Here is a 21531-nt window from a genome sequence, read left to right as displayed (position 1 = left end):
TGCAGCGCGGGAACAACCGCGCGCCATGCTTTGTGGATGATGGCGACCGATAGCACTACCAGCACCTGCTACATGAGGCCCTATACATCACAGACTACCAGCTGCACGACTATGTGCATTTGCTTACTACGCCATCTGCTATAGGCCGGATTGGGCATCTGCTGCAGTTCGCTGGGCGTAAACTGTTCAATAGCGCTACGGGTGCACCGGCACGCTATGGTAGGGCTCTAAAAAGCGCTACCGACGGATAACGATGACCGGCATTTAAAGGGCATTTAAAAGGGACGGAAGCAATTAACCAACCTGAGTCACCCCGGCAGGACGACCACGCAAACGGCACTTCGTTGGTCTGCCCAGTGCACGCTCTACCATTGCCTGAGAGCGCGAGTCGCCCAAGGCGCGCTCCTGCATGAGGTGAAGGCGGATTGAATGTTCGTCGCCTCGCGGGCTAGACCCGCATGAAGCCACTTGCATAGACAGACACCCACTCGGCTGCATCGCAGCCAAGATGCAGATAGACCTCGTGCGACGCGATGAGCTGGCTTGTCGCAAGCCCCAGATGCATGTGCACGCTTGACCAGCGGTACTCGGTTGGCAATGCCACCACGCGGGCGCGTACCGGATTGAGTGCGATGTAGCGCAAGACCGTGAGCACATATCGTTCGGTCTGCACCAAGCAGGACTTGAGCCACCCCTGCCACAGGGTTCCGCTGCGCCGGTGCCTGACGTTGAAGGCCTGCACATACGATTGGCCGCTGAGCCGCATCGCCGAAGACATTGCGCCCAGCCTTATCCGCCGAGACCAGCAGGTGCACGTGGTTGTCCATCAGCACAAACGCATGCACCCGCACAGCAAAGCGCTCGCAGGCTACGCTTAGTAGGAGGCAATAGTGATGCCGATCCTCATCGTCCAAGAAGATCGCGCACCGATTCACGCCTCTCTGCGACGTCCCCCCGCCCTGAGTAGTGGTCGGGTTTAGAGTCCGGGGCTGATGATATCGGTGTTTGCCAGATGTTGGGCATAAGCAGCCGGCGTCATGCCGCCGATTGCTTTTTTGGGTCGATCCTCGTTGTATCCGCGCCGCCAACGTTCGATCTCGGTGCGCGCGTGCAGTAACGTCGGGAACCAGTGCTCGTTGAGGCATTCGTCGCGTAGCCGGCCGTTGAAGGATTCAACGTAGGCGTTCTGGTTCGGTTTGCCCGGCTGGATGAGCAGTAGCTGCACACCGCGGGCATGCGCCCAGGCGACCATCGCCTTGCCGCAAAAAAACTCCTTGCCGTTGTCAGTGCGGATCACCTTGGGCAAACCGCGACTGTGCGCCAGTCTGTCCAGCACGCGTGTCACACCGTGGCCCGAGATTGCGCGCTCCACGTCGATGGCGACTGCTTCGTGGGTTGCATCGTCCACGATCACCAGACACTTGATCACCCGCCCTTCGGCGGTGCGGTCGAACACAAAATCCATCGACCACACCTGATTGGCCTGCGATGGCCGCAGCAGCGGCTGGCGCTCTCCTATCGGCACCTTTTTGCGTCTACGACGCCGGACCTGCAGCTGCTGCTCGCGGTACAACCGCTCCACACGCTTGTAGTTCGCGATGCGTCCTTCTTGTCGCAATTTGAGATAGATCATCCCCATGCCATAACGGCGATGGCGATGCGCCAACGCACAGATGCGTTCACGCAGTTCGACGTTGCGATCTTCGCGCGGGCAATAGCGCAGCGCACTGGCGCTCATACCGATCACTGCCAACGCACGTCGCTCGCTGGCACCACGCCCGATCCACTCGCGCACCAGCGTGCGACGTGCCGGTGCGCTCACCACTTTTTTCGCAGTGCATCCTTGATCAGGTCGTTCTCGAACAGCTGCTCGGCTAGCAACTTCTTCAGTCGAGCATTCTCTGACTCAAGATCCTTGAGCCGCTTGGCATCGGGCACGCTCATCCCGCCGAACTTGCTGCGCCACAGATAGTACGAGGCCTCGCTGAAGCCATGCCGCCGGCATAGGTCCTTGATCGCTATGCCCGCTTCGGCTTCGCGCAGGAAGCCAATGATCTGTTCCTCGGTAAAGCGCTTCTTCACGTCCAATCTCCTCGGGGTAGGGAATTGGACTCCAAACTGGGGCGCTACTCAAAATCGGGGGGACGTCGATTTCGCTCCATTCCATTTTTCTTAAATTTCTAGCCCTTCTTTATGAAAGCCTGTCCGACGACCTGCTCGCCAATATCCGCCTTCATCTAAAGCAACAGCGAGCTCTGAGCCACGACGCCTTCATGAGCAATGGCCGAAGCCGAGGCCCGCCGCTTTGCGAGCATCAGGCCCGCTCATCGGCCACGCAAACCGAGCTCCGTCAATTGATAAGTGAACCTGACCCCGTTATTGACCACCCCGTCATTGACCAAAGGTAAAGATACCTAAGACCCTGACCCGTTACCACTCGCCATTTTTTCATGCCGGAAGTTCTGGTAGCTCGCGTTTGAGAAGAATAGCTTGCCTTGTTATTTCCACCCCATTAACCATCCCGACAATTACATCTTCATGCTCCTCTATCAGACCACCCCAGATCGATTCAACGAATGATCCAAACGAGCCTTCATAATCAACTCTAGAGAATCCCATTACCCAGGGAAATTCAGGCTTTTTCCGGGCGCGCCACCCATAGCGACTGTAGTAGCTAGATGGACCGATGACCACATTCCTCTTTACCTGCAAGAATGAATCAAAATCAGACATCGTCACGTCATCCGTATCTTCATGCGAAACCGCACCCAAATGTAAAACAACAGAGTTCGCAGATTTTATGAAATCGCGAAGTTCAGCGAAGCTGTGACTAATCTCCTCGCGAATCCAAACTGGAAGATCGAAGCCTGGAATCATGGGATGAAGAATGCAGTATGCCGAATATGGGATTTTGATACCGCTATTAATAATCCTCTGAGCCCAGTCCGTCCAGATCATATTTCCGCCATCAAGGATTGCATTAGTTCTAATCGCGTTTGTATTGTTTCCACGCAATATGAACAATCCTGCCAAACCTTCAACCCTAGTTGCGGAGATACCTCTGTACACACCGACAGCGCCATTTTCATCATCACTAAAAAGTCCACGACTGTATCCAGGTGCGATGCGACCTATGGTATTCCCATCCCCATCCAAAACGGGAAATAATTTAGTCTGAGGCCTACAACCCAATCGATCAACTAGTTCACCATCTTTAATGGTTAACCAATCATCAGCCGAAACTACCTTCTTCGAATGACCCGAAGAAATTTGCACAAAAATATCAAATGGACTTGCCGGCGCAAGCCGCCCAATCAACTCCGCCAAAGCCAACTCTACCTTGCTATCCAGCTTGTCTCGCTCGACTCCCACTAACTTGGACAAAATTTCAGAACTAACGGAAACAACGATTCTAGTCCCTGACTCCTTGAGCTTAATCCCGCCATCTGGAACGGAAAGTGTAGGCCGCCCTTTAAGCCCATCCTCGAAAGACAACTTCCATTGCTCCGATGCATCAAGCACGGACTTTTCATATCTTCTTGTCGTTACCGACAACTCACCACCGAGCATAAATATGGAGTAAAAACCTATTCCAAATTTTCCACCAGAAATAAAACCCATACTTGCCAAAGAAGGGAGTTCTCGGATCAGGTCGCTACTAGACCATAGAGACTTTCCGAAATCGAGAAGGACATCAGTCAGAACGTACCTACTCATACCGATACCGTTATCGAGAACGGAGAAATCCCAGTTGTCACCCTGCGACCTAGTGAGTCCAACTGTGATTTTCCTGTTACCCAAATCGCAAAGATGCTCATGTGCAGTACAGGCGTCAATAGAATTTTGCAGCATCTCCCGTAATGCCACCTCAGGCTTATCCCCGTAGAGAGCATAGCCTCCCAGCCTCTCAATTAGATGTGGAACATCACCAATTTTGGGATACACATCTATCGGCTCCCACCCTTTCACTGGCACCACTTTGGCGAAAGACGCGGCCGATGCGCAGTTCATAACACCAGTAGCGGCGAAAGGAGGTCGGCCTGTGTCCGCCAGGACAGACTGAGCAGCTTTCAACTCCCCGTCGATCATTCTTGCCGTATCGAACGCTAGCCACCATGCGGCCCGCCGGTCAACACCAAACTTTGCGCCGGATGACATCTTCAGCTCCCCATTCTGCTGACGAGTAAGCCGACCAATATCCTGTTGGGACTCCCAATGCACCTTGGAGATCCCCTCCGGCTTATTTATTGCGGAAAGAAACAATGGGGCCCGCCGGGAGTCAACATGAGCAGCGTCGGCCGTTCTAAGAATGAGAGCAATCTTAAGCGCATCAACCATCCAACTGGAGTTCACCAAAAATCCAGCAGGAGTTAGTGTTCTATTGTGGAAACGCTCAGCAACCTCATTAGTTGACCAATGGTGGCTAGCAGCAATTTCACCAATTATGTCACCAAAATAACTTCTAACCTCTGAATCTTCAATCAAAAATAGAGTATCGCCCGCCGCACTCAGCCACGAAATAAAAGGTAGCTTTTCAGCCTGAGATGCGTGCAACTCTCGAATTACGTTAAAAAGAACAAACTTTTCGTCTGCGGAGCCGGCATTGGGCTCTCCCCCCCCCAAACGCAAAGATACGAGATCCTTCCATTCTGACGTATCCTTTATTTCTTCTAGCCCACCTTCATACGCGGCAACCACATGAGCAGCATCGTGAAGTAGAAATGCTCCACCTAGTACAAATGCCTCGGCCTCGTTTATTTCGTACTTATCGCCAATCACTTGGTCGGCAACATCCCACAGTGAATCAATGTGCGTAATGTCGTGAACAGTCAATCCTTGTAGCGAGTTCGAAATTCCAGCAACCAAGTCCGCTGATCTACCCCTAAAGATCTTGAACGTCTTCCTAAGTCGCTCCCTATCTGCTTCGGATGCATCCCCTTTGTAAGATAACGTTCGAGTCCAAAGCTGACTAGATTCCATTCACCCGCCCTCTCTTTATAGAAGTATCGACATCAATTATCCGAAAATAAAAATGGGCAGCCATGCGGCCGCCCATCCAATTAACAAATCCTGTGTTCGAAATCAAACCCCAACAGGATTCGCCTTCTCAGGATCGATCTTGTACTGCTTGATCGCCCGGGCCACATCCTTGCCCGTCATCTTGCCATCCTTCGCCAACGCGGCAATCGCCGCATGCGCGATGTAGTAGCGGTCAACCTCGAAGAACCGGCGCAGGTTCGCACGCGTATCCGAACGACCGAACCCATCCGTGCCGAGCACGGTGTAGGTCATCGGGACAAAGGCGCGGATCTGGTCGGCGAAGGCGCGCACGTAGTCGGTTGCGGCGATGGCCGGGCCCTGGCGGCCTTCCAGCAGCTGGGTGACGTAGGGCTTGCGCTGTTCGGCCTCCGGGTGCAGACGGTTCCAGCGTTCCACGGCATAGCCGTCGCGGCGCACTTCGTTGAGGCTGGGGCAGGACCAGATGTCGGCGGTGACGCCGAAGTCCTTGTCCAGCAGCTCGGCGGCGGCAATGGCCTCGCGCAGGATGGTGCCGCTGCCCAGCAGCTGCACGCGCAGCTCGCCCTTCTTGGGCTTGCCGGCGTCCTTGAGCAGGTACATGCCCTTGATGATGCCCTCGGCTGCGCCGTCCGGCATGCCGGGGTGGGCGTAGTTCTCGTTCATCAGGGTGATGTAGTAGTACTCGTCGATCTGGTCTTCCATCATCGCCTTCATGCCGTGCTGCATGATGACGGTGACTTCGAAGCCGAAGGTCGGGTCGTAGCTACGCACGTTCGGGATGGAGCCAGCAATGACCTGGCTGAAGCCGTCTTCGTGCTGCAGGCCTTCGCCATTGAGCGTGGTGCGGCCGGCGGTGCCGCCGAGCAGGAAGCCACGCGTGCGCATGTCCGCTGCCTGCCAAGCGATGTCGCCCACGCGCTGGAAGCCGAACATGGAGTAGTAGATGTAGAACGGCAGCATCGGCACATCCGACACCGAGTAGCTGGTGCCGGCGGCCATCCACGAAGCGATGGCGCCCGGCTCGCTGATGCCCTGCTGCAGCACCTGGCCGGTCTGGTCTTCGCGGTAGTACATCAGCTGGTCGGCATCGACCGGCTTGTACTTCTGGCCGAACGGGGCATAGATGCCAATCTGGCGGAACATGCCTTCCATACCGAAGGTGCGCGCCTCATCGGCCACGATCGGCACGATGCGCGGGCCCAGTTCCTTGTCGCGCAGGGCGATGTTGAGGCTCTGCACGAAGGACATGGTGGTGGAATAGCTGCGCTCGCCGCTGTCCTTGAGCAGACGCTCGAACTTGTCGAGCGTGGGCGCCACGAACGACTTGCTGGCCTTGGGACGGCGCGAAGGCAGGAAGCCGCCCAGCACGTTGCGGCGTTCTTTGAGGTACTGCACTTCCGGGGAATCTTCGCCGGGGTGGTAGAACGGCACCTGGCCGTCTTCCAGCTGGGCGTCGGTCACCGGGATGTTGAAGCGGTCGCGGAAGTGCTTGACCGCCGCATCGTCCAGCTTCTTGGTCTGGTGGGTGGGGTTGAGCGCCTCACCGGCCGAACCCATGCCGTAGCCCTTGACCGTCTTGGCCAGGATCACGGTGGGCATGCCGGTGGTGTTCACCGCCTGGTGGTAGGCGGCGTACACCTTGTGCGGGTCGTGGCCGCCACGGTTCAGGCGCCAGATGTCGTCGTCGGACAGACCGGCGACCATGGCCGCGGTCTCCGGGTACTTGCCGAAGAAGTTGGCGCGCGTGTAGGCGCCGCCGAAGGCCTTGCAGTTCTGGTATTCGCCGTCGACGGTTTCCATCATCAGCTTGCGCAGCACACCGTCGGTGTCCTTGGCCAGCAGCGCGTCCCAGTAGCCGCCCCAGAGCAGCTTGATGACGTTCCAGCCGCCGCCACGGAACACGCCTTCCAGTTCCTGGATGATCTTGCCGTTGCCGCGCACCGGGCCGTCCAGGCGCTGCAGGTTGCAGTTGACCACGAAGATCAGGTTGTCCAGGCCTTCGCGGCCGGCCAGCGCGATGGCGCCGAGGGTTTCTGGCTCATCAGACTCGCCGTCGCCGATGAAGCACCACACCTTGCGGTCAGACTTCTCGATCAGGCCGCGGTTTTCCAGGTAGCGCATGAACTGCGCCTGGTAGATGGCGGCCAGCGGGCCCAGGCCCATTGACACGGTGGGGGTCTGCCAGAACTCGGGCATCAGCCACGGGTGCGGGTAGGAGGAGATGCCCTGGCCGTCCACTTCCATGCGGAAGTTGTCCAGCTGGGCTTCGCTGATGCGGCCTTCCAGGAAGGCGCGGGCGTAGATGCCCGGGGCGCTGTGGCCCTGGATGAACAGCAGATCGCCCGGGTGCTGGTCGCTGGGCGCGCGCCAGAAGTGGTTGAAGCCCACGTCGTACAGCGTGGCGCTGGAGGCGAACGAGGCAATGTGGCCGCCCAGGTCGCCCGGCTTGCGGTTGGCCCGCACGACGGTGGCCATGGCGTTCCAGCGGATGATCGAGCGGATCTTCCACTCCAGCGCGGAGTCGCCGGGGTTCTTAGCCTCGTTGGCCGGTGCGATGGTGTTGACGTACTCGGTGGTGGGCGAGAACGGCAGGTAAGCGCCGGCGCGGCGGGTCTGTTCGACCATGCCTTCCAGCAGCTGATGGGCGCGCTCCGGGCCTTCGACGTCGATGACGGCCTTGATCGATTCGAGCCACTCCTGCGTCTCAAGCGGGTTCGGATCGTTGTGCAGCACTTCGTTCAACCAGTTCATTAGCGCTCCCGGGGGGACACACCCCGCGGGTGTGTCGACATCGTGAATTCGTGAACCCCCAAGTGTACCGCACGCACCTGTTGCCATTCCTCGCTACGGGTGCGTATGGAATGGGACGGTGTCGTGCGTGGGTGGGGTACCGATGCCGGCGGGGGCGAGGATCCGGCGCAGCGGGCGCTGCCGGTGTACGACCAAAGGATAAGGGCTGGCGGCGGGCGGTGGCCGCCGGGCCCGGCGCGGAACGGACCGATGTAGGAGCGCACCTGGGCGCGACGGGGCGTTATCGGCAACGCCCGTCGCGCCCGGGTGCGCTCCTACGAGGGGGTGAGCTCTGGGGGTGCGGCAGCCGGTCTCTGGCAGAACATCCGGCCATCCGCGCTGGCGAGCAGGTGCTGTCGAGGTAGCGATTGCGCGGCCAGTTGGCGTTTCTGCACGCCCAACCGTAGGAGCGCACCCGGGCGCGACGGGCTTTCCCGGTAATGCCAGTCGCGCCCAGGTGCGCTCCTACGAGTTGGCGGGTTGGTCAGAACGCCTGCAGGGCTTCGGTCAGCTGGCCGTTGGTGTTGACCGCGCCCATGGTGTAGCCCTGCCAGCCGGGGTAGGCGTTGGGCTCCCAGTAGAAGATGCCGAGCACGCGCGATCCGATGGCGCTGCTGCGGCTGAGCAGGTTGGTGAGCATGGCGCGGGTGGTGGCGGCCTGCTGCCAGTCCATGCCGACCTCGGCCACGATCACGTCGCTGCCGTAGCGGGAGATCATGTCGCGCATGTTGGTGTCCAGGCGGGTGTTGTAGTCCTGCCAGCTGCCCACCGGCGGGTAATGCGACATGCCGATGACGTCCCACTTGCCGCCGGCCGAGCGCAGGTTGTCGAAGAACCAGCGAAAGTTGGCGTTGTCGTAGCCGTTGGCCAGGTGCACGATGACCTTGGCGTTGGGGTACACCGCCTTGGTGGCGTTGTAGCCGCTGTTGATGAACTGGCCCAGGGTGGCGAAGTTGGGCGTCTTGCCCTCGTTCCACAGCATGCCGCTATTGATCTCGTTGCCCACCTGCACCCAGCTGACGGTGATGCCGTTGTCCTTGAGGTATTTGAGGATGCCCTGGGTGTGGCTGTAGACATCGGTATTGAGCTGGGCGACGGAGTGGCCCGCCCAGGCGGCCGGCTTGGTCTGCTTGCCCGGGTCGGCCCAGCTGTCGCTGTAGTGGAAGTCGATCATGATGCGCATGCCCTGCGCGGCGGCGCGCTTGGCCTTGTCCAGGGTGTCGCGGCCATCGTTCCAGCCGCCGGACGGGTTGACCCACACGCGCAGGCGGATGGCGTTGCCGCCCACATCCTTGAACAGCTTGATGAAGTCGGTGGTGTTGCCGGAAGCATCGCGAAACACCTGCGGCGGGCTGGCCGCGGCCTGCTGGTTGAGCCAGCTGACATCGGCGCCCTTGGCGATGCCCTGCGCGCCGGCGCCGGCGCTGAGGCCACCCAGCAACAGCACCAGCAGCAAACGGTGGTACCCCTTGCGAAAAACGTGCATGAACCCTCTCCCTTGATCGATGGATGTCGCGCCACATGGCGCCCTGCCTGATCCCCCTGAACTCGCCGCGTGCCTGTGGTGATGCGGCGCTGCCCGCAGCGGCCAGACACGCCGCGAAACGGTGGCGATTGCAGCACGGCGGCGCAATGCGGTCGCGCTCGCTATAGCTGCTGCGTGGTTGCGGCATATCTCGCGGCGGCAAACACCTTGCGCCAGCGAACTGGCGATATTTTCGCCAGCGCATTGTTGTGCGGGTGCAACAGAAAACCGGCGCGGTAGTGCGCAGCGGGTCTGCGATTGGCGATCGGTCGCTGGGTGACAGGCGTGGTCGACTGTTATGGCAGCACAGGCAGACCTGGGCTCGATGCGATGCGGTGCGGCGACGTGCTATGGGCCTCCCGGCACCGGGGCGCGTTGCTGGAAGCGCACACCATCGCCGTACGCACGCCGCTCACCGCTCACCGCGCGCTGTGACTGTGACTGTGACTGTGACTGTGGCTGTGGCTGTGGCTGTGGCTGATAGCTGATTCTGGAACGACACCCCCGGCTCGATCACCGTCACCGGCGCTGCGCGGCAAGCTGCGATTCCAGCTCGACCGCAGCAGTCCGACGCGTGAAGACCGCCTCGCCTTCCAGCTGCCCTGCCCGCTCTGCGCACTCGACACGCTCGCGTCCGTAGATGGGCAGCGGCCGAACGAAAAACGCCGGGCAAGCCGGCGTTTTTTATGTACACCATGCGATGGCGGCAGTTGGCAGATTGAAGCGTCGCCGCGTCAGCCCTGCGGGTCGGTCGCAGTCACCGCATCAAGCGCGACTCCCAGCGCGTAGTGAGCGGCCGTCAGATGGTGCGGATGGCGCGCCCCAGCACCGCAGCAGGCGTGGTCCATGCCAATTCCGGGCAACGGCCGCGCCCACCTGACGGCTGCGCAGCCGTTTTGTCGACTGCTCCGCGCCCATGCATGCATGAGCGCGCTCAGCCCAGCGCGCGTGCGCCCTGCTGTTGCTGCTGGGTCTGGGTTTGCTGCTGCTCCAGCGCCACCGCTTGGCGTGCGGCGTTGTCGGCCACGCGCTGGCTGCTCTGCTCCAGCGGGGTATTCATCGCGGTCATGGTCTCCACGCTGACACGCAGCTGCGCGGGGGCGTCCACACGGCCCTGCACGGCGAAGGTGCGTGCGGCATCGGGGCTCATCATCACCGCGTCGATGCGCTGGCCACCGGCGGCGTGCATTTCCGAGGCGAGCGAGCCGGACAACTGGGCGCTTTGCTGGTCGGGCGCGCGCCCTGCACGTGCGTCCTGTGCGTGCACGCCACGCTGCGCGTCCTGGAACAGGGCATTGCCCACATGCCCCGGTTGGTCGATACGCAGCGAGGTGTGCTCGTTGCCGTGCTCGCGCGCGTCGCGCTTGGCAGGCTCGCCCGGAGCGAGCGGGCCACGGATGGCGTCGATGGCGTCCTGGCCGAGGCCGCGCGCGCTGCGCGTCAGGATGGTGGTGCCGGTGCGCAACCCGTCCACATCGCTGCGGTATTCGTCGATCATGCGCGCGTTCTTTTCGGCAAGCGGACGCGCGTTGGGGTCGGTGAGCGCCGAATGCTCGCCCAGGAAGTTGCCCAACTTGTGCGCGCCCAGCGAACCGCCGGCCGCCACCAGCGGGTAGTCGGGAATCAGGAAATTGGCCTTGCTGTTGCTGTAACCGGCGCCGCTCAACGTGGCGATTTCATCCGGCTTGGCGTAGATGCGCACCTGCCCGAAATGCGGCGAGGCCGCGCTGACCGGGTCCGACGCCATCACGTGGTTGATCACGCTGTTGCCGCCTTCGGGAATGCGGTAACTCAGGCTGGCTGCACCGTAGGCGTTGAAGGTTTCGCCCTTGAGGTCGTAGTGGTGCGCGGAAACCTGCGCAAGCGCACCGCCCAGGGAGTGGCCGGTGACGGTGACTTCTGGTTGGTGCCCGGTTCGCTTGCCGACGTCCTTGGCAATGTCCATCGCGTTTTTGGTCAGCGCGAGCGCGTCGGCTGCCTGCGGATTGGTCCGCGAGGTGACCATGGTCGCATCGGTGAGAATGTCCTTGACCGCGCCCTCTGTGCCGCGATGGGCGACCACGATGTCGCCGCTGCCTTCGCGCCGGTAGATGGTGCCTTGATAGCCGGTGGCCTTGTTGTTGACGTGGTCGAGAACCGCATAACGCTGCCCCTCGACCACGACGATTTCTTCCTGACCTGGCGCGCGCCGGCCGACGGCGCGATCCTTGTAGACATCTTCCGACAAGTCGGCGTAGTGCTGCGATGGGACGGTCATGGCGCAACTTCCTTGGCAGCCAATGTGATGGTGAAGAGATTGTCGCGGATCTCGGGCTTGAACTTGTCCGGGCTCAGCTCACCAGTGTCCGGAAAGCTCTTGGACTCCGAGCGCGGATACCCTTCCTTCCAGTAGTACTTCGTCTGCGGCTGCTGCGCAGTCACCGTCTTGCCTTCGATAAACGACAGGAAGCGGGTCTCTTCCTCTGCACCGGTGGCCTTCAGCAGCACGCTGGCGCCGCTGAATTCCCAGTGGCAGACGCCGCGACCGTAATAGTCCTCGTCCTGCATCAGATCCAGATAGACGGTGCCGCGGTACTCGGTGTCGGAGATCTTCTTGAGCGCGAAGTCCTCCTGGCTGGTGATGCGCCCGGCGGTGCCGGTTTCGGGCTGGATCTTGCCGCATTCGGCTTCGTTGCTGACGTCGTACTGCGCCGCGCCCTGCACCAGGCCGAAGGCGCCGGGCGCCTTGTCCAGGGTCAGGGTGACCTCGAACGCCTTGCGCGGGTTGGGATTCAACTTGGCAAGGCCGCGACCGCCCGCCTCCACGTCGGCTTCTGCGGCGGCCTCGGTTGCGGGGGATTGGGTCTGGGTCATGCTGGTCTCCGGGGCGTTACAGGCCGTAAGCAAAAGGGCCAGCAGGCTCGGGGTCAGAATCTGGCGCAAGGCCGGCCTCCATGGCGATAGGGGAAGTCAATCTAGTTCGCTGACCCGCCGGGGTCAATTTACGGCAGCTGAGGATGAGGCCCCCGTGAGCCAGTTGCCGGGCGGCGGAAAACTGCCATGATCGGGGCCATCCGCCGCCAGGAAGCGCGTCATCGCCACCGGTCCCACATCGCCAGCCGACGGCGTGGCCGTCACCCCGCGGGTGCACTGGCGGCACAGCCTGCGCATGCGGGTATTGCTGGCCGCCACCGCGGTGCTGGTGGTGTTGCTGGCGGTGCTGGGCACGGTGTTCTACCTGGGCGCACGCGCCGAGCTGGTGGAGGCGGCGCGCACCGAGGTCGATGGCCTGACCGAGCAGACCGCGCGCAGCCTGGCGGCGATGCTGGATTCGGTGCAGGTGAGCGGCCGCACGCTGGCCGCCAGCAGCAGTGCGGTGGGGCTGCAGCCGTTCAATCTGCGCGCCCTGCTGCTGGCCACGCTCAGCGGCGACCCGGATATCGGCGCGGCGCGCCTGATCATCGAGCCGCGCACGCAAAAGGCCCGCGACACCGGGTTTGTCTGGTACGTGCATCGCGACGGCACGCGCGTACTGGAAAAATCGGTGCAGGAGCTGGGCTACGACTACCGCGCGATGCCGTGGTACCTGCGCACCCAGCGCGAAGGGCGTGCGTGGTGGTCCGAGCCATATCTCAATCCCAATGGCGGCAGCGCGCTGTACACCAGCTACAACCTGCCGTTGCGCCGCCCGGGCGATGCGGTGGATGCCGCGCCGGTGGGCATGGTCAGCGTGGACCTGCCGCTGCAGCACCTGCGCGAGATCATCGACCAGCTGCCGCGCGACATCAGCATCCAGCCAATGCTGCTCTCGCCCGAAGGCATGCTGGTGTTCAGCCCCGACCCGGCGCTCAACCTGCGCTATACGCTGGAGCGGTACGTGGCGCATGCGCGGCCGGACCTGCTGCCGCTGCAGCGCGCGGTGGCGGCCGGCCAGCCAATCTCGTTCGCGCACACCGCTCCCGACGGCGAGCGCTTTCTGACCCATAGCGCGGCGGTGGGGCGCAGCGGCTGGACCTTTGTGCTGTCTGCCTCGGAAGGCTATGTGCTGGCGGGGCTGAACTGGCTGGCCGCGTGGGTGGCGCTGGCGGCAGGGCTGGGCGCGGTGGTGTGGTGGTGGCTGATGGGGCGGATCACCCGCAAGCTGACGCGGCCGATCGAGGAACTGACCGACACCGCCGAGCACTTTCGCCGCGGCGAATTCGACTACCCGCTGCCGCACATCGAACGCCGCGACGAGGTGGGCGTGATGGCGCGTGCGTTCGACAGCGCGCGCGATGCGATCCGCGACCACATCGCGCAGATCGGCGAGATGACGGCCGCGCGCGAGCGCATGCACAGCGAGCTGCAGATCGCGCGCGAGATCCAGCAGGCCATGCTCCCCTCCGGGCGCACCTTCGACCGCGCCAATTCGCACCTGGAAACCTGTGCCTGGCTGGAGCCGGCCAAGGCCGTGGGTGGCGACTTCTATCACTTCGTGGAGACCGAGCCGGGGCTGCTGTGGTTTGTGGTGGGCGATGTGTCCGACAAGGGCGTGCCGGCGGCCCTGTTCATGGCGCGCGCGGTGAGCGTGCTGGAAATCGCCGCGCGCCGGCATACGCGCCCGGACAGCATCCTGATCGCCGCCTCCACGCGGCTGGCCGACAACAACGACACCTGCATGTTCGCCACGGTGCTGTGCGGGGTGATCAACGTGGTCAGCGGCGACTACTGGCTGGCCAGCGCCGGCCACGAGCCGCCGGTGCTGATCGACATCGACGGCACCGCGCGGCCGTTGCCGCTGGAGACCGGCGCGCCGCTGGGGATCGAGCCGCAGGTCGCCTACCCGGTGCTGCAGGGCCGCATGAGCGCCGGGCAGACGCTGCTGGGATACACCGACGGCGTGACCGAGGCGATGGACGAGCGTGGCGCCAGCTACGGGCTGGAGCGCCTGCTCGGCGCACTGCGGCCACGCCGCAGTGCGGCGGCGCAATGCAAGGCGGTGATCGCCAACATCGCCCACTTCACGGGCCAGGCCGACCCGTACGACGACATCACCCTGCTGGCGATCCGGCTGCGCCAGGAGCATGCTGGGCGGGTCGCAGACGCTGGCCGGGACGCACCCGGAAAGGCAACGACCCGATGAAGCTCGATCTGGCCATCGCGCCCTCGCTGGCCCAGCTGGCCGGCGCCAACGACGCGCTGGAACACTCGCTCACGCTGGAAGGCCTGCATGCCGAGCGCATCGGCCAGGTGCGGCTGATCGTTGAAGAGCTCGGCTGCAATGCGCTCACCCACGGCCAGTGCGCCGAGCAGCCGCTGCGCCTGCAACTGCAGCTGGACCCGCAGGCGCTGGTGCTGGAGATGCACGACCCCGGCAGCGCGTTCGACCCCAGCGCCGCAGCGACGCCGGACCTGACTGCCGAGCTCGACGATCGCGCGATCGGCGGGCTTGGGCTGTTTCTGGTGCATCAGCTTGCCGATCACATCGACTACCGCCGCGATGGTGCATACAACGTGGTGCGCGTCACCCTGCTCCATCCGTACGCCCCTGTCCCCGAGGCACTGTCATGACCACGCTCGCCATCCAGATCGACCCGCCGCAGGACACCCGTCAACGCGTCATCCTGACCGGGCGCCTGGACACCCATACCTACCAGGACCTGGACGCGGCGCTGTCGCCGCTGCTGGGCACGCTGATCACCACGCTGGTGCTGGACCTGACCGCGCTGGAATACATCTCCAGCGCCGGCATCCGCTGCATCTTCAAGGCGCGCAAGGCGCTGGCCACGCGCCAGGGCAAGGTGCTGGTGACCAACCCGCAGCCGCAGATCCGCAAGGTCTTCGACATGGTCAAGGCGGTGCCGCTGAGCGATGTGTTCGCCTCCACCGAAGAACTGGATGCCTACCTGGCGGCGATGCAGCGCAAGGTCATCGAACAGCATGCGCAAGGCGATACGCCGATCGTGCCGCATTTTGCCGAGGCGTGAGGGTCGCTGACGACGTATAGCCGACGGGCGTGGGGTGGATGCGCGTGCACCTGGTAGAAGCGCACGCGTGGTACGTGCCGATTCCCGGCATCGGACGCGCGCCCACCTGGCGATGATTGCAGTGGGTGTACCGATCGCCTTGCGGTATCGCATCGCCTGCGCGCACACATATGGATGTCCCTGCGTGCGGCATGTGCACGGCAGTGGTTAGGCTATGCCGCCCTGATCCCCGCGTTGCAATGCCCAAGCTGATCATCTTCGACTTCGACGGCACCCTGGCCGATTCGTTCGGTTTCTTTCTGAGCACACAGCGCGTGCTGGCCGAGCGGCACGGCTTCCGCGCCGCGCAGGCGCATGAAGTGGATGCCGCGCGCCGCCTGAGCACCCGCCAGCTGCTCAAGCAATCGGGCCTGAGCACCTGGCGCATCCCGCTGGTGGCCGCCGACTTCATCCGCCTGATGCGCGCCGCCCCGCCGATGGCCTTGTTCGACGGCATTGCCGAAGTGCTGCAGACCTTGCACGCGCGCGGCACCTGCCTGGCGTTGGTGTCGTCCAACTCGGTGGAGAATGTGCAACGCGCCCTGGGCAAGGAGCTGAGCGCGATGTTCGCCGTCATCGACGGTGGTGCGCACCTGCTCGGCAAACAGCGCGCGTTGCGCCGGGTGCTGCGCAGCACCCGGCATACCGCAGCGCAGGCGGTGTACGTGGGCGACCAGGTCGCCGACTGGGAAGCGGCGCAGACGGTGGGGTTGCCGTTTGCCGCGGTGGCCTGGGGCTATGCGCATCCGGAGGTGTTTGCGGGATTGGCGGGCACGCAGCTGATTGAGCGCGTGGACGCGTTGCTTGCGTTGGGGGAGTAAGCCGTTTTTTGCGGCTGGGATTGGGGATTGGGGATTCGTAAGAGCGAGAAGCCTGCCGGTGCTGCGCGCGCGCGTGCCCTCATCCGCCCTTCGGGCACCTTCTCCCGGAGGGAGAAGGGAAGCGTATGGCGTGCACTGAATGGTCGCCGGGAGCCACGCGCCGACGTCTAGACCCCGCCCATGCGCGGTAATGGCGCCGGCACATTCAACATGCCCCCGGCTGCCACATACGCCGCCAAGGCCTGGCCCTGGCTCAACAGATGGCCGTGCATCGTGCGCTCTGCGCCTTCGGCGTCGCCGCGGCGTACGCACGCCATCAGCTCGCGGTGCTCGGCCAGCGACTGCGCCATGCGCCCGGGCGTCAACAGCTGCCGGCCGCGGTGCATCTTGAGGATGCGGTGCAGATCGTGGGTGACCCGGATCAACCACGGATTGCCGGCGTACTGCTGCACGGTCTCGTGGATCAGGTAATTGTTGCGGTAGTACTCGGCCAGGTCGCCAGCGGCGGCGGCGGCTTCCATCGCCGCGTGCAGCTCTTCCAGGCGCTGCACGCCGGCTGCGTCGATACGCTTGACCGCATCATGGGCGCAGCGGCCTTCCAGCATGGCCATTACCGGGAACAACTGGTTGAGGTCCTCCAGCGTCAGCCGCGTGACCCGGCTGCCACGGCCGGCGTCCAGTTGCACCAGGCCTTCGGCGGCGAGCAGCTTGAGGCTTTCGCGCAGCGGGGTGCGACTGATGCCGAGTTCCTCGGCCAGCGCCGGTTCGTCGATCCATTCGCCCGGCGGCAGCGCGTAGTCGTAGATCTTCTGGCGCAGGCGCTCGGCCACTTCCTCGTACAGCGGTACGCGCTTCTTGGCGCTGCGCGAATCAGGGGCGAGGGTCATGGCAGGCGGGTCGTCGATGCGGGCGTGGGGGCGCCCATTCTACGGGGGCGCCCCGATACCCTGCCGAACGCGGGCCGGGTCACAGCCAGCCCGGCACCACGAACAGCAGCCAGGCCACCAACGGCCCCAGCAGCACCACCAGCCCGCTGTAGACCAGGAAGCGACGGAACAGCGCGTCGCGTTCTTCCTTGGCGGCCGAGGCCACCACCAGCGCACCGTTGGTGGAGAACGGGCTGACATCGACGATGGTGGACGACACCGCCAGCGCGCAGATCACCCCGGCCGCGCCGAGCTGGCCCTGCATCAGGAACGGCACCGCCAGCGGAATGGTGGCGCCCAGCACCGCTGCCGACGAGGCGAACGCGGAGACGATGCCGCCGACATAGCAGACCAGCAGCGCGCCCAGCAACGGCATGCCGATATGCGACACGCCGGTGCCGATGTAGTCCACCGCGCCGGCCTTTTCCAGCACCGCCACGTAGGTCACCACGCCGCTGATCAACAGCACCGTGGACCAGCTGATGCCGTCCACCGCGCCCTTCTGCGCGCTGGGCGAGATCAGCGCCAGCGCCACCGCCACGGTGATCGAGACCAGCCCGACATTGAGGTTGTAGACCAGCGCGGCGACGCCCAGGCCGAGCAGGCCGACCAGCGTGATCACCCGATCGCGCGTGATGGCCACCGCCTCCAGCGCCAGCGGATTGGTCGACAAGGTGCCGCCACCGGCCGCCACCAGGGAGCCATGCCCTTCGATCGCGAACGGGCGCTTGGAGGCCTGGTCGTCGGCCACCGCCACGTATTGCGCGTCGGCCAGCGACACCTCCTGCCGCCGCATCAGCTTGAGCCCGCCGAAGGCGCAGAAGCAGATGATCGCCATCATCAGGTTGAAGCCCAGGCTGGTGAGGAACACCGCCATCTCGGTGACGTCCAGCCCGGCCTTTTCCACCACCTTGTTGGTGATGCCGCCATACACGCTGATCGGCGAAAAGCCACCGCCCTGCGCGCCATGGATCACCAGCAGGCCCATCATCAGGGGATTGATGCGGTACTGCTTGGCAAAGCGCAGCGCCACCGGGCCGATGATGGCCACCGCCGCCGGCCCCAACGCGCCGAACGCGGTGAGCAGGCCGGTGATGACGAACATCACCCAGGGAATCGCCACGATGCGCCCGCGTACCGCGCGCACCGCCCAGTGCACCAGCAGATCGATGGTGCCGTTCTTCTGTGCGATGGCGAACAGATAGGTGATGCCGACCAGGGTGAGGAACAGGTCGCCGGGAAAGCCGGCCAGCACCTCCTTGCCGTCCAGCCCCACCCAGACGCCGCCGATGATGAAGGCCAGCGCGAAGGCCACCGCCCCCATGTTGATGGGCAATGCGGTGGCGACGATGAACATGATCACCAAGCCAAGAATCGTTGCAATTTGCGGGGTCATGCGCCCTCCCAGACACCTGATACGCGTACAGCACGGATGGCCACCCGCCACCCAAGGGTCACACCTCGTCAGACGCAGGGCGGCTGACAGAAATAAGGGGCAGCTGCCGGGCGGTTGCCTGCGCCACGCCCGCATCGCCGCTCCTGGCGTTACTTCATGCCGCGCGCTCGCACGCGGCGTGGACCCACTCCACCACGCCCTGCGTGCTGTGGAAGTCCTCCACCGATCGCGCTTCGCAGCCCGGCACGATGTCGCGCGCCATGCGCGCCAATGCGCTGCCTGGCCCCAGTTCGAGAAACACGCGCGCGCCGCGTTCGGCGGCCTGCACCAGCACGTCGTACCAGCGCACCGTCTGCGCGACCTGTGCAGCCAGCGTGTCCACCACCAGGGCCTGCGTGGTGACGGCACGTGCATCGATGCCGGCCAGCACGCGCAGCCTGGGCGCGTGCACGGCTGCGTTGTTCAATTCAACCGCGAAGGCATCGGCCGCCGCACGCAGCCAGGGCGTATGCGCTGGCACGCTCACCGGCAACTGCGTGACGCGTGCGCCCTGCGCCTGCGCTGCATCGCCCAGTGCCTGCAGCGCAGCGTGCGGGCCACCGAGCACGGCATGGTCGTCGCCATTGACGATGGCGATGGCCGCGCCATGCGTCCGACACAGCGCCTCCAGCGTGCGCAGCGGCAGGCCGAGTACCGCCATCAAGCCGGCATGGTCCGGGCTGGCCGCGTCCATCAGGCGCGCGCGGGTGGAGGCCAGCTGCAGGCAGGTGTCGATCTCCATGCTGCCGGCCACCGCATGCGCGGCCAGCTCGCCGACGCTGTAGCCCAGCACCAGCACCGGCGTGGGCAGCTGCGCACGCAGCAGCTGCCAGTGCGCCAGGGTGCCGGCGCACACCAGTGGCTGCGCAATGGCATTGGTGTAGCGGGCGTTGTCTGCGGCAAGCGTGTGTGCGGCGGCGCCAAGCACCTTGCTCGCGGCAGCGAGCACGCTGGCCGCGGCCGGCGCATCGGCAACACGCGCGAACATCGCCGCATGCTGCCCACCCTGGCCGGGACAGAGCACGGCCAGGCTCATGCGGTGGCCTGCTGGCAGGTAACGCCGTGCGCCGTGCGAGTGGAGTCCTGATCCTCCCTGCAGGCCACGTCTCCAGGGACAGCGAGAAGGATGCCGTGTCCTGCTGCACTGAGAAGGGCAGCGCGACTGCACGTGTGTGCGCGCACTGCCTTCGCGGCTGCTAGTGGCCAGTGTGTGCTCATGCGGTCTCCTGACACTGCAGGAACCAGGCACAAGCCAGCAGGTCGGCGCTGCCGCCCGGGCTCAGGTGACGCGCGACGAACTGCCTGCCAATGGCGTGCAAGCGCGCGCGCCACTGCGGTTGTGCGATGCCGCCTTCGGCGAGAAACCCACGCGCCTGCGTCTTTGCGTAAGCCAGCCCTTCCTGCGCGCCGCGATGCAACAGGTTGAGGTCATCAACCTCGGCAACCAGCTGCATCAAGGTCTGCGCCAGTGCCGCCTCGCGCGTGGCGCCGTTTTGCATTGCGCTGCGCAGAGACGGCAATGCAATCTCGCGCAGCAAGGGATAACCGTCCGCGGCCTGCTCGCGCACGCCGCCGATCTGAAACCGTGCACGCGCACGCTGGCCATTGCTGCGTGGATCCAGCGGCGCGGCGCACAATGCATCGCGCCAGACCTGCACCGCGTTGCAGACTGCTTCACCGGTAGGGGCATGCCCATGCACGGCACGCAGGCGCGCCGCCTGTGCAGTGAGCACGCCGAGGCTGAAGATCGCACCGCGGTGGGTATTGATGCCACCGGTGGCGCGCAGCATCGCCACTTCGGCCGCGATGCCGAGCTGGCGCAATTGCTCGAACGGCGCGTTGTCGATACCCGCCTGTGCAATCGCGACGAAATAGCCGCGCAGGGCAAACAGGCTGCGCAGGAATGTCGTGGCATCCATATCGGCATGGCTGCCGTTGTCGAACGGCGTGACCAGGCCGGGCTTGGGCGCGCAGCGCAGCTCCGCGTGCAGGGCGGCGACCGCGAGCCGCCCCAGATGGTGCGCCAGCGCGCTGGCGGTGCCGGCTTCGGCATGCCATGTGGCTTGTAGCGCGACGTTGTCTTGCACATCGCCATGCGTGCGTGCAGCACACGATGGCGCGTAAACGAGATCCGAACCATCGCCTGCTGGAGCAAGGCGCAGTATTGGCTGCTGGGATGCTTCTTGCGGTGCGGCCTGTGCTAGTGCCGAATGGAGGTCCGCAGCAACCGGGCGCGTCGATGGGCTGTCTGCACTTGGCAGAGATGGCGCGATGCCCGCCTCTTTTGAGGTTGTCACCGGTTTTGATGCTGTCGCCCGCAGCTGCTGCTCGCCCGCGGTGCACTGCGTCCCCGCGGGCCTGGCATCGGCAGTGCGCTCCACCAATGCACTCATGCCGCGCTCCACACCGGGAACAGCGCGGTACGCGGCAGCAAGCGGCAGCCGTTGGTGGACTTCACCAACACCTGCTGCGTGCTGCCAGCATATTCGCGCCAGTTCACCGCGCTGTCGTCGGGCAGCAGCAGTTCGCCGTCTGCGCGCAGCCCATGGCGGTGTTCCCAGCGCTGCAGCAGCGTCACCACTGCCTGCGCCTGTTCGGGCGTGGCGATGGACCACAACAGATCCAGGTCCGACTGCGCACGCACATACGCAAGCCCGGTCAGGGCCTGCCATGCGAAGCTGCCGAAGACGCGCGGCTGCAGGGCACTGGCATTGGCCTGCGTCCGCAAGGCCTGCAGTGCAGGCTGCAGCGTGGCGGGTGCGGCTGCGATCACCGCGTCCAGCGCCAGCGGCGCGGTGCTGCGCACGATAGCGTCCAGGCCGGCACTCAACGCCAGCCGCTGTTTGCCTTCGTTTGGCGGCAATGGCACGCCGAGCGGCACGCGGCCGGGCGCCTGGCTGCCATCGCCACGCGCCACCACCGCTGGCAACCCCGCGGCGAACCACTGCTGCAGCCGTGGCTGCGCACCTGGCGTCAGCGCTTGCCAGCGCGCGTCCGGATGCAGCCACACCAGTGCGTGGCGGGCGGGCAT

The 21531-nt window shown here is 64.1% G+C and carries 16 protein-coding genes; 4 read left to right on the top strand and 12 right to left on the bottom strand.

The annotated features are described in order from the left end of the window. Positions 1 to 448 precede the first annotated feature (448 nt). The 7 genes from H7A86_RS20870 to H7A86_RS02825 all read right to left on the bottom strand — a co-directional run bounded on the left by H7A86_RS20870 (position 449) and on the right by H7A86_RS02825 (position 12187). Complete coding sequence (locus H7A86_RS20870; protein ID WP_232099355.1) at positions 449 to 778, bottom strand: hypothetical protein; 330 nt, start codon at positions 776 to 778, stop codon at positions 449 to 451. A 198-nt stretch (positions 779 to 976) separates the two neighbouring features. Further along, positions 977 to 2082 (bottom strand): IS3 family transposase gene (locus H7A86_RS02850; RefSeq protein ID WP_119130488.1). Its coding sequence is split into 2 segments (ribosomal slippage): positions 977 to 1824 and positions 1824 to 2082, totalling 1107 coding nucleotides; the frame shifts between segments, so codons are not numbered across the junction. Between the two features lie 366 nt (positions 2083 to 2448). Further along, a complete protein-coding gene (locus tag H7A86_RS02845) occupies positions 2449 to 4833 on the bottom strand; it encodes an HD domain-containing protein (RefSeq protein WP_180708017.1) in 2385 nt (794 codons plus the stop codon). Positions 4834 to 5082: 249 nt separating this feature from the next. Beyond that, positions 5083 to 7770: a pyruvate dehydrogenase (acetyl-transferring), homodimeric type gene (aceE, locus tag H7A86_RS02840; protein WP_104585704.1), complete on the bottom strand. Its 2688-nt coding sequence runs from the start codon at positions 7768 to 7770 to the stop codon at positions 5083 to 5085. A 523-nt stretch (positions 7771 to 8293) separates the two neighbouring features. Continuing rightward, positions 8294 to 9295 carry an arabinogalactan endo-1,4-beta-galactosidase gene (locus H7A86_RS02835; protein ID WP_119130484.1) on the bottom strand — a complete coding sequence of 334 codons (1002 nt, stop codon included), beginning with the start codon at positions 9293 to 9295 and terminating at the stop codon, positions 8294 to 8296. Between the two features lie 973 nt (positions 9296 to 10268). Next, positions 10269 to 11591: an XVIPCD domain-containing protein gene (locus tag H7A86_RS02830; protein ID WP_119130482.1), complete on the bottom strand. Its 1323-nt coding sequence runs from the start codon at positions 11589 to 11591 to the stop codon at positions 10269 to 10271. Next, positions 11588 to 12187: a hypothetical protein gene (locus tag H7A86_RS02825; RefSeq protein ID WP_180708016.1), complete on the bottom strand. Its 600-nt coding sequence runs from the start codon at positions 12185 to 12187 to the stop codon at positions 11588 to 11590. The genes H7A86_RS02830 and H7A86_RS02825 overlap by 4 nt, the downstream gene beginning before the upstream one ends. Before the next feature lie 295 nt (positions 12188 to 12482). On the opposite strand from H7A86_RS02825, the gene H7A86_RS02820 reads away from it, so the two are divergent. From H7A86_RS02820 to H7A86_RS02805, 4 genes are all read left to right on the top strand, one after another. Further along, entirely contained in the window at positions 12483 to 14435 is a 1953-nt protein-coding gene (locus H7A86_RS02820) for a SpoIIE family protein phosphatase (RefSeq protein ID WP_232099323.1), read from the top strand. Next, positions 14432 to 14863, top strand: coding sequence for an ATP-binding protein (locus H7A86_RS02815; RefSeq protein WP_119130478.1), 432 nt, complete (start codon positions 14432 to 14434; stop codon positions 14861 to 14863). Before H7A86_RS02820 ends, H7A86_RS02815 begins: the two co-directional genes overlap by 4 nt. Next, the gene (locus H7A86_RS02810) at positions 14860 to 15279 is read left to right on the top strand and encodes an STAS domain-containing protein (RefSeq protein WP_005923815.1); all 420 of its coding nucleotides are present in this window, start codon (positions 14860 to 14862) and stop codon (positions 15277 to 15279) included. The genes H7A86_RS02815 and H7A86_RS02810 overlap by 4 nt, the downstream gene beginning before the upstream one ends. Positions 15280 to 15518: 239 nt before the next feature. Then, positions 15519 to 16139, top strand: a complete 621-nt coding sequence (locus H7A86_RS02805) for an HAD-IA family hydrolase (RefSeq protein WP_119130476.1) — start codon at positions 15519 to 15521, stop codon at positions 16137 to 16139. A gap of 167 nt (positions 16140 to 16306) precedes the next feature. On the opposite strand, the gene H7A86_RS02800 is transcribed toward H7A86_RS02805, so the two are convergent. The 5 genes from H7A86_RS02800 to mdcG all read right to left on the bottom strand — a co-directional run bounded on the left by H7A86_RS02800 (position 16307) and on the right by mdcG (position 21531). Beyond that, positions 16307 to 17026, bottom strand: a complete 720-nt coding sequence (locus H7A86_RS02800) for a GntR family transcriptional regulator (protein ID WP_119130474.1) — start codon at positions 17024 to 17026, stop codon at positions 16307 to 16309. Positions 17027 to 17105: 79 nt separating this feature from the next. After that, a complete protein-coding gene (locus H7A86_RS02795) occupies positions 17106 to 18461 on the bottom strand; it encodes an SLC13 family permease (RefSeq protein ID WP_039523211.1) in 1356 nt (451 codons plus the stop codon). A gap of 154 nt (positions 18462 to 18615) precedes the next feature. Beyond that, positions 18616 to 19536, bottom strand: coding sequence for a malonate decarboxylase subunit epsilon (mdcH, locus tag H7A86_RS02790; protein ID WP_119130473.1), 921 nt, complete (start codon positions 19534 to 19536; stop codon positions 18616 to 18618). A gap of 178 nt (positions 19537 to 19714) precedes the next feature. Then, positions 19715 to 20587, bottom strand: coding sequence for a triphosphoribosyl-dephospho-CoA synthase MdcB (gene mdcB, locus H7A86_RS02785; RefSeq protein WP_119130471.1), 873 nt, complete (start codon positions 20585 to 20587; stop codon positions 19715 to 19717). A gap of 302 nt (positions 20588 to 20889) precedes the next feature. Next, on the bottom strand, positions 20890 to 21531 hold the full coding sequence (gene mdcG, locus H7A86_RS02780) for a malonate decarboxylase holo-[acyl-carrier-protein] synthase (RefSeq protein ID WP_119130469.1): 642 nt from the start codon (positions 21529 to 21531) through the stop codon (positions 20890 to 20892).

Source organism: Xanthomonas euroxanthea (assembly GCF_903989455.1).
Classification (GTDB): Bacteria; Pseudomonadota; Gammaproteobacteria; order Xanthomonadales; family Xanthomonadaceae; genus Xanthomonas; species Xanthomonas euroxanthea.
The sequence above is the reverse complement of the archived record's forward strand: the minus strand, read 5'-3'. Positions and strand labels throughout refer to the sequence as shown.

What these genes read in the sequence shown, in the direction of transcription:
- H7A86_RS20870 (WP_232099355.1), bottom strand. Translation starts at nt 778, where the DNA reads ATGTCTTCGGCGATGCGGCTCAGCGGCCAATCGTATGTGCAGGCCTTC.
- aceE (WP_104585704.1), bottom strand. Translation starts at nt 7,770, where the DNA reads ATGAACTGGTTGAACGAAGTGCTGCACAACGATCCGAACCCGCTTGAG.
- H7A86_RS02835 (WP_119130484.1), bottom strand. Translation starts at nt 9,295, where the DNA reads ATGCACGTTTTTCGCAAGGGGTACCACCGTTTGCTGCTGGTGCTGTTG.
- H7A86_RS02830 (WP_119130482.1), bottom strand. Translation starts at nt 11,591, where the DNA reads ATGACCGTCCCATCGCAGCACTACGCCGACTTGTCGGAAGATGTCTAC.
- H7A86_RS02825 (WP_180708016.1), bottom strand. Translation starts at nt 12,187, where the DNA reads ATGACCCAGACCCAATCCCCCGCAACCGAGGCCGCCGCAGAAGCCGAC.
- H7A86_RS02820 (WP_232099323.1), top strand. Translation starts at nt 12,483, where the DNA reads ATGCGGGTATTGCTGGCCGCCACCGCGGTGCTGGTGGTGTTGCTGGCG.
- H7A86_RS02815 (WP_119130478.1), top strand. Translation starts at nt 14,432, where the DNA reads ATGAAGCTCGATCTGGCCATCGCGCCCTCGCTGGCCCAGCTGGCCGGC.
- H7A86_RS02810 (WP_005923815.1), top strand. Translation starts at nt 14,860, where the DNA reads ATGACCACGCTCGCCATCCAGATCGACCCGCCGCAGGACACCCGTCAA.
- H7A86_RS02805 (WP_119130476.1), top strand. Translation starts at nt 15,519, where the DNA reads ATGCCCAAGCTGATCATCTTCGACTTCGACGGCACCCTGGCCGATTCG.
- H7A86_RS02800 (WP_119130474.1), bottom strand. Translation starts at nt 17,026, where the DNA reads ATGACCCTCGCCCCTGATTCGCGCAGCGCCAAGAAGCGCGTACCGCTG.
- H7A86_RS02795 (WP_039523211.1), bottom strand. Translation starts at nt 18,461, where the DNA reads ATGACCCCGCAAATTGCAACGATTCTTGGCTTGGTGATCATGTTCATC.
- mdcH (WP_119130473.1), bottom strand. Translation starts at nt 19,536, where the DNA reads ATGAGCCTGGCCGTGCTCTGTCCCGGCCAGGGTGGGCAGCATGCGGCG.
- mdcG (WP_119130469.1), bottom strand. Translation starts at nt 21,531, where the DNA reads ATGCCCGCCCGCCACGCACTGGTGTGGCTGCATCCGGACGCGCGCTGG.